This window comes from Streptomyces sp. MB09-01 (assembly GCF_033794505.1).
Classification (GTDB): Bacteria; Actinomycetota; Actinomycetes; order Streptomycetales; family Streptomycetaceae; genus Streptomyces.
This window is the reverse complement of sequence record NZ_JARAYQ010000333.1, coordinates 1-7,495: the sequence shown is the minus strand read 5'-3', so window position 1 is coordinate 7,495 and position 7,495 is coordinate 1. Positions and strand designations below refer to the sequence as shown.

Annotated in this window: 7 protein-coding genes and 1 pseudogene; 5 read left to right on the top strand and 3 right to left on the bottom strand. The window is 73.7% G+C overall.

The genetic code is table 11. The features are described 5' to 3' along the window. The 3 genes and pseudogenes from PV721_RS38805 to PV721_RS38795 form a co-directional block, all read right to left on the bottom strand. Nucleotides 1–328: pseudogene (locus PV721_RS38805) on the bottom strand (hypothetical protein); the annotation flags it as partial. 48 nt (nucleotides 329–376) lie between these two features. After that, nucleotides 377–568, bottom strand: coding sequence for a DUF397 domain-containing protein (locus PV721_RS38800; protein ID WP_319732881.1), 192 nt, complete (start codon nucleotides 566–568; stop codon nucleotides 377–379). Between the two features lie 123 nt (nucleotides 569–691). Next, the gene (locus PV721_RS38795) at nucleotides 692–1,822 is read right to left on the bottom strand and encodes a threonine aldolase family protein (RefSeq protein WP_319732879.1); all 1,131 of its coding nucleotides are present in this window, start codon (nucleotides 1,820–1,822) and stop codon (nucleotides 692–694) included. A 111-nt stretch (nucleotides 1,823–1,933) separates the two neighbouring features. Between PV721_RS38795 and PV721_RS38790 the strand changes: the two genes are divergently transcribed. Genes PV721_RS38790 through PV721_RS38770 form a run of 5 tightly spaced genes read left to right on the top strand, consistent with a single transcriptional unit; the run spans nucleotide 1,934 to nucleotide 7,375 of the window. Further along, nucleotides 1,934–2,845 carry a Rossmann-like and DUF2520 domain-containing protein gene (locus tag PV721_RS38790; protein WP_319732877.1) on the top strand — a complete coding sequence of 304 codons (912 nt, stop codon included), beginning with the start codon at nucleotides 1,934–1,936 and terminating at the stop codon, nucleotides 2,843–2,845. Beyond that, nucleotides 2,842–3,834, top strand: coding sequence for a pantoate--beta-alanine ligase (panC, locus tag PV721_RS38785; RefSeq protein WP_319732875.1), 993 nt, complete (start codon nucleotides 2,842–2,844; stop codon nucleotides 3,832–3,834). The genes PV721_RS38790 and panC overlap by 4 nt, the downstream gene beginning before the upstream one ends. Next, nucleotides 3,831–5,591, top strand: a complete 1,761-nt coding sequence (locus tag PV721_RS38780; RefSeq protein ID WP_319732873.1) for an L-aspartate oxidase — start codon at nucleotides 3,831–3,833, stop codon at nucleotides 5,589–5,591. Before panC ends, PV721_RS38780 begins: the two co-directional genes overlap by 4 nt. Nucleotides 5,592–5,593: 2 nt before the next feature. After that, entirely contained in the window at nucleotides 5,594–6,562 is a 969-nt protein-coding gene (nadC, locus tag PV721_RS38775; protein ID WP_319732871.1) for a carboxylating nicotinate-nucleotide diphosphorylase, read from the top strand. A gap of 3 nt (nucleotides 6,563–6,565) precedes the next feature. Next, nucleotides 6,566–7,375: a type III pantothenate kinase gene (locus PV721_RS38770; protein ID WP_319732869.1), complete on the top strand. Its 810-nt coding sequence runs from the start codon at nucleotides 6,566–6,568 to the stop codon at nucleotides 7,373–7,375. The last annotated feature ends 120 nt before the right edge of the window (nucleotides 7,376–7,495 follow it).

Sequence of the window (7,495 nt, the reverse complement as noted above, 5' to 3'; positions counted from 1 at the left end):
CGCGGAGCGCACGCAGGGCGGCCAGGTCGTCGGGCACCGGTTCGTAGCCGGCGGCCAGGGCGTCCTGCAGCAGCTCCAGGTAGCCGGAGAGGCTGCCGGGCAGGGCGCCCCGGTAGCGGGCCAAGTCCTCGAGGAGGAACGCTCTGAGCCGGCCCGCCTCCTGGACCGCGTCGTCCACCGACTGCGCGAGGCGCAGGCAGTCCTGGACCTCCGCGGCCGCCAGGGGGGCCGGGGAGGACTGAAGGGCGTGGGCGAGGAGACGCCTGAGCACGTGCAGCTCAGCAGCGCTGAACGCCATGCCGCCGCGGGATCCGTAGGGCGTGGGCATGGGCCGAAGATACGCGCTAATCGGACAAAATCCCCTGAGGGTGAGCAATTACGGCGCGGCGGTTTCTTTCACGGCGCGGATGAAATCCGCCCAGGCGGCCTGGGTCGTGGCGAGCACGAGGTGCGCGGGGTCGACGCGGTCGGCGACCTTGACGAGGGCTCCGGGGGCGGTGGCGACGTAGACGCAGGCGTCGCCCTCACCGCAGAACGAGGACTTCCGCCACGTGGGCTGAGCGGTCATGGTGTCTCCTCCGGGCAACGGTGGCCGGTAATTGCCGTCGAGGGGACGGTAACTCCGACACCGGCCCGGACCGATGAGTTTCCCGGAATTCGGTGTTTCGCCACATCCCTCCGGGGGCGCGCGCTAGAGCCGGGCCACGAAGGCCGAGACGGCCTCCTTCACGTCGGACTCCGTCCAGGACAGGCCCGGCTCGGTGATGTCCAGTTCCGTCACCGCGAGCCCGGGCGGCCCGTCGGGAGACCAGCGGCGGAAGAGGACCGTGCCCGTCTCCTCGGCCAGCCGCAGGCCCGCCTCCGTCAGGCGGTCCGCCTCGTACGGCAGCCACACCTGGAACTGGTGCGTGTGCGGCTCCTCCGGGTGGATCCGGGACCACGGGACCTCCGACTCCGCGAACGCCGAACGCAGCGCCCCGGCCACCATCCGCGCCTGGGCGACGTACGACGGCAGCCGGGGAAGCTCCCGTTCCAGCCCGGCCAGCGCGGACAGGACCTGCGGGAACTGCCGGAAGATCTGGCCGCCGTACCGGTGGCGCCAGACGCGGGTCTCCTCCACGAACTCCCGCGCCCCGGCCAGGCAGGCCCCGCTCAGGCCGCCGAGCGACTTGTAGAAGGAGACGTACACCGAGTCCGCGAGCCCCGCGATCTCCGGCAGCGGGCGTCCGAAGTGGACGGTGGACTCCCACAGGCGGGCGCCGTCGAAGTGGACCACCGCCTCCCGCTCGCGGGCCGCCCCGACCAGTGCCTCCAGTTCCTCCCAGGTGGGGAGCAGGAAGCCGGCGTCCCGCAGGGGCAGCTCCAGCATCAGCGTGCCGAAGGGCTCCCGGACCTCCGCGATCTCCGCGGGCGTCGGCTGGCGGGCCTCCGTCGTCGGGTGCACCACCCGCAGCCCGGAGACGCTGGACAGCGCGTCCCCCTCCCACCGCTCCGGATGGCTCATCGGGTGCAGCGCCACCACGGGATTACCGGTCCGCCCCGCCCAGCAGCGCAGCGCGATCTGCTGGGCCATCGTCCCGCTGGGGAAGAACGCCGCGTCCTGCGTGCCCAGCAGCTCCGCGACCCGGCGCTCCAGCTCCTCGACGACCCCGTCGCCGTACACGTCGGCCGGTCCGTCCATGGCGTACGGGGCTTCGGCGAGCCCGGCGAGCAGCTCCCCCACCGTGGGTTCGAGCAGGCTGCGCGACAGCCTGCGCTCGGCCCCGCGCCAGGCCGCCACCTGCCGCTTCGTGCGTTCCGTCTGGTCACTGTCGTCGCTCATGGAGCCCGATCCTCCCCCTCGTCGTCGCCGTCCGGCCAATTGCCCCAGGAGCTAGCATGGCGGCGTATCGTCCGGTACCCCCCGCGGACTGGAACGGAAGGCCCTCCCCGCGTGAATCCATCACAGCAGCCACGCCCTGCCCGGCTCGCCGTCGGCGTCGTCGGAGCCGGCCGTGTCGGTCCGGCGCTGGCCCGAGCGCTCCAGCAGGCCGGGCACCGGCCCGTCGCCGTCTCCGGTGTGTCCGACGCGTCCGTGCGCCGGGCCGCGCGGATGCTGCCCGACGTGCCGCTCGTGCCGCCCGCGCAGGTGCTGGAGCGGGCCGATCTGGTGCTCCTCACCGTCCCCGACGACGCGCTGCCCTCCCTCGTGGAGGGTCTGGCCGAGACCGGTGCGATCCGGCCCGGCCAGCTCGTCGTGCACACCTCGGGCCGGTACGGGGCGGCCGTGCTCGACCCGGCGCGCCGTGCGGGCGCGCTGCCGCTGGCCCTGCACCCCGCGATGACCTTCACCGGCACCGAGGTCGACGTGCAGCGGCTGGCCGGCTGCTCCTTCGGCGTCACCGCCCCCGAGGAGCTGCGGCTCGCCGCCGAGGCCCTGGTCATCGAGATGGGCGGGGAGCCCGAGTGGATCGCGGAGGAGAACCGTCCGCTCTACCACGCGGCCCTCGCCCTCGGCGCGAACCACCTGGTCACGCTGGTCGCCCAGGCGATGGAGCTGCTGGGCAAGGCCGGCGTCGAGCACCCCGACCGGATGCTCGGCCCGCTGCTCGGCGCGGCCCTCGACAACGCCCTGCGCTCCGGGGACGCCGCCCTGACCGGTCCGGTGGCCCGCGGGGACGCCGGTACGGTCGCCGCGCACGTCTCGGAACTGCGCAGGCACGCCCCGGGCACGGTCGCCGGATACCTGGCGATGGCCCGCACCACCGCGGACCGTGCCCTCGCGCACGGTCTCCTCAAGCCGGAGCTCGCCGAGGACCTGCTCGGCGTGCTCGCCGACACGGACGCCGACGGGGGCCACGAGTGAACCGGCTGCTGCTGCACACCGCCGAGGAGCTGCACGGGCTTCCGCGCGCCGGCCGGCGGGCCGTGGTGATGACGATGGGCGCCCTGCACGAGGGCCACGCCACCTTGATCCGTACCGCGCGCGAAAAGGCCGGGCCGGGCGGGCAGGTCGTCGTCACCGTCTTCGTCAATCCGCTGCAGTTCGGGCCGAACGAGGACCTCGACCGCTATCCGCGCACCCTCGACGCCGATCTGCGGATCGCCGAAGGGGCGGGCGCCGAAGCGGTGTTCGCCCCGGCCGTCGACGAGGTCTACCCGGGCGGCGACCCGCAGGTGCGGATCAGTGCCGGGCCGATGGGCGAGCGCCTCGAAGGGGCCACCCGCCCCGGCCACTTCGACGGGATGCTGACCGTCGTCGCCAAGCTCCTCCACCTCACCCGCCCCGACCTGGCGCTCTTCGGCCAGAAGGACGCCCAGCAACTGGCGCTGATCCGGCGGATGGTGACCGACCTGAACTTCCCCGTGGAGGTGGTCGGCGTCCCGACCGTCCGCGAGGAGGACGGGCTCGCGCTGTCGTCCCGCAACCGGTACCTCTCCCCCGCCGAGCGGCACACCGCCCTGGCCCTGTCCCGCGCCCTGTTCGCCGGGCAGGACCGGCTCGCGGCGCAGGCGGCGCTGCGCGCCCGCGCCGAGGCATCCCCGGCCAGTGACGAGCGGGCCACGGCCCTGGCCAGGCTCGGCGAGATCCGCGCCTCGGCCGACGCGCACGCCGTCTCGGCGGCGGGCGGGGGACTGCCGGACGCCGTACGGGCCGCAGCCCTGCACGTCCTGGAGGAGGCGGGCCGCCACGAGCCGCCGCTCGTGCTGGACTACCTGGCGCTGGTGGACCCGCAGGACTTCACGGAGGCCGGTCCCGGCTTCACCGGGCAGGCCGTGCTGGCCGTCGCCGCGAAGGTGGGCGCGACCCGGCTGATCGACAACATCCCATTGGAATTCGGAGCACACTCGTGAGCACCCCAGGCAGAGGCCCCGCAGGCAGCGACGGCGGAGACGCGGCCGCGGGCACCGGCATACGGCTGCACGCGCCCGCCCCCGGCTGGTCCCTCGACGCCGATGTCGTGGTCGTCGGTTCCGGTGTGGCGGGTCTGACCGCCGCACTGCGCTGCGCCGCCGCGGGCCGCCGTACCGTCGTGGTCACCAAGGCCCGGCTCGACGACGGCTCCACCCGCTGGGCCCAGGGCGGCATCGCCGCGGCCCTCGGCGACGGCGACACCCCGGAGCAGCACCTGGACGACACCCTGGTCGCGGGCGCGGGCCTGTGCGACGAGGAGGCCGTACGGCTGCTCGTCACCGAAGGCCCGGACGCGGTAAGGCGGTTGATGGCCACCGGCGCCGTCTTCGACACCTCCGCGGAGACCGGCGAGATAGAACTGACCCGGGAGGGCGGCCACCACCGCCGGCGGATCGCGCACGCGGGCGGCGACGCCACCGGCGCCGAGATCTCCCGGGCGCTCGTCGAGGCGGTCCAGGCCGCGGGCATCGAGACCGTCGAGAACGCACTCGTCCTGGACCTGCTGCAGGACGCGCAGGGCCGTACGGCCGGTGTCACCCTGCACGTGATGGGCGAGGGCCAGCACGACGGCGTCGGCGCCGTCCACGCACCCGCCGTGATCCTCGCGACCGGCGGCATGGGCCAGGTCTTCTCCGCCACGACCAACCCGTCGGTGTCCACCGGTGACGGCGTGGCGCTCGCGCTGCGGGCCGGGGCCGAGGTCTCCGACCTGGAGTTCGTGCAGTTCCACCCGACGGTGCTCTTCCTCGGTCCGGACGCCGAGGGGCAGCAGCCGCTGGTGTCGGAGGCGGTCCGCGGGGAGGGCGCGTACCTCGTCGACGCGGACGGCGTCCGCTTCATGGCCGGCCAGCACGAGCTCGCCGAGCTGGCTCCGCGCGACATCGTCGCCAAGGGCATCATGCGCCGCATGCAGGAGCAGGGCGCGCAGCACATGTACCTGGACGCCCGGCACTTCGGCGCCGAGATGTGGGAGCAGCGGTTCCCGACGATCCTCGCCGCCTGCCGTTCGCACGGCATCGACCCGGTGACCGAGCCGATCCCCGTCGCGCCCGCCGCGCACTACGCGTCCGGCGGCGTACGGACCGACCTGCACGGCCGGACCACGGTCCGCGGCTTGTACGCCTGCGGCGAGGTCGCCTGCACCGGTGTGCACGGCGCGAACCGGCTCGCCTCCAACTCGCTGCTGGAGGGCCTGGTCTTCGCCGAGCGGATCGCCGAGGACATCGCCGCGCAGCGCTTCGGCGGGAACGGCCCGGTCGTCCCGGTCCCGGCGACCGGCCCGCTGCAGCCCGCCGCGGCCCGGCACGAGGTCCAGCGGATCATGACGCAGGGCGCGGGCGTGCTGCGCTCCGCCGACTCGCTGGCCGCGGCGGCCGAGGCCCTCGAAGCGCTGTACGCGACCGCCCTGAACGACCTCGAAGCGCCCGGCAAGACCGCCGAACCGGGTGTGGACACCTGGGAGGCCACCAACCTGCTGTGCGTGGCACGGGTCCTGGTCGCCGCCGCGCAGCGGCGCGAGGAGACCCGCGGCTGCCACTGGCGCGAGGACCACCCGGACCGGGACGATGCCGACTGGCGGCGCCACCTCGTCGTCCGGCTCTCGGCGACCGAGAAGCGGGCCCTCGTCGTCGTCCCCACCGACTCCGCGGACTTCCCGTCCGTGCACCCCCTGAGCACCCCGAGCCTGGAGCAGTGACCGTGAGCACCCCCGAACTTCCCCTGATCGACCAGAACGACGGCGGCTGCGGCGACGACTGCGCCTGCGGTGACGGCGAGGAGAGCGGCCTGGACCCGGCGCTGGCCCAGCTGCTGGCCGACGCGGGCCTGGACCCCATCGAGGTCGAGGACATCGCGCACATGGCGCTGTCCGAGGACCTGGACGGCGGCGTGGACGTCACCACCGTCGCCACGGTGCCCGAGGAGGCCGAGGCGATCGCCGACTTCGTCGCGCGCGAGAACGGCGTCGTGGCCGGTCTGCGGATCGCCGAGGCCGTGTTCTCCGTGGTGTGCACGGAGGCCTTCGAGGTGGAGCGGCACGCGGAGGACGGCGACAGCGTCGAGGCCGGCCAGCTGCTGCTGTCGGTGCGCTCGCGCACCCGCGACCTGCTGACGGCGGAGCGCAGCGCGCTGAACATCCTGTGCCGGCTGTCCGGCATCGCGACCGCCACCCGCCGCTGGGCGGACGTGCTGGAGGGCACCGGGGCCAAGGTCCGCGACACCCGCAAGACCACGCCGGGCCTGCGCGCCCTGGAGAAGTACGCGGTGCGCTGCGGCGGCGGCGTCAACCACCGGATGTCGCTGTCGGACGCCGCGCTGGTCAAGGACAACCACGTGGTGGCCGCGGGCGGCGTCGCGCAGGCCTTCAAGGCCGTGCGGGAGGCCTTCCCGGAGGTCCCGATCGAGGTGGAGGTCGACACCCTGGAGCAGATCGGCGAGGTCCTGCAGGCCGGCGCCGACCTGATCCTGCTGGACAACTTCACGGTCGAGCAGACCGCCGAGGCCGTCGCCCTGGTGGCCGGGCGCGCGGTGCTGGAGTCCTCGGGCCGCCTCACCCTGGACACCGCGCGGGCGTACGCGGCGACCGGCGTGGACTACCTGGCCGTCGGCGGGCTGACCCACTCCTCTCCGATCCTGGACATCGGCCTCGATCTGCGCGAGGCGGTGTAACCCGTGCTCCTCACCATCGACGTAGGCAACACCCACACGGTCCTGGGCCTGTTCGACGGTGACGAGATCGTCGAGCACTGGCGCATCTCGACCGACCCGCGGCGCACCGCCGACGAGATGGCCGTGCTCATGCAGGGCCTGATGGGCATGCACCCGATGCTCGGCAGCGAGCTGGGCGACGGCATCCACGGCATCGCGATCTGCTCGACGGTGCCGTCGGTCCTGCACGAGCTGCGCGAGGTCACCCGGCGCTACTACGGCGACGTGCCGGCGGTGCTGGTGGAGCCCGGCATCAAGACGGGCGTGCCGATCCTCATGGACAACCCGAAGGAGGTCGGCGCGGACCGCATCATCAACGCGGTCGCGGCGGTCGAGCTCTACGGGGGCCCCGCGATCGTGGTCGACTTCGGTACGGCGACCACCTTCGACGCGGTGTCCGCGAAGGGCGAGTACGTGGGCGGGGTGATCTCCCCGGGCATCGAGATCTCGATGGAGGCCCTCGGCGTACGGGGGGCCCAGCTGCGGAAGATCGAGCTGGCTCGGCCGCGCAACGTGATCGGCAAGTCCACGGTCGAGGCGATGCAGTCGGGCGTGGTCTACGGATTCGCGGGCCAGGTCGACGGGGTCGTGGCCCGGATGGCGAAGGAACTGGCCGGGCCGAACGGCGATCCGGACGACGTCCGCGTCATCGCGACGGGCGGCCTGGCGCCGATGGTGCTGGGCGAGTCCTCGGTGATCGACGACCACGAGCCGTGGCTGACGCTGATCGGACTGCGACTGGTGTACGAGCGCAATGCGCCCAACTTCGACTGAGCCGGCTACCCGCCGGTCATGAGGAGCCCTGCGGGGGCGCTCCCGCAGGGCTCCTCATGACCGGCGGGTAGCCGGCTCAGTCGAAGTTGGGCGCATTGCGCTCGTACACCAGTCGCAGTC

Excerpts from the sequence above, each read along its gene's own strand:
- PV721_RS38800 (WP_319732881.1), bottom strand. The coding sequence starts at position 568 with ATGACCGCTCAGCCCACGTGGCGGAAGTCCTCGTTCTGCGGTGAGGGC.
- PV721_RS38795 (WP_319732879.1), bottom strand. The coding sequence starts at position 1,822 with ATGAGCGACGACAGTGACCAGACGGAACGCACGAAGCGGCAGGTGGCG.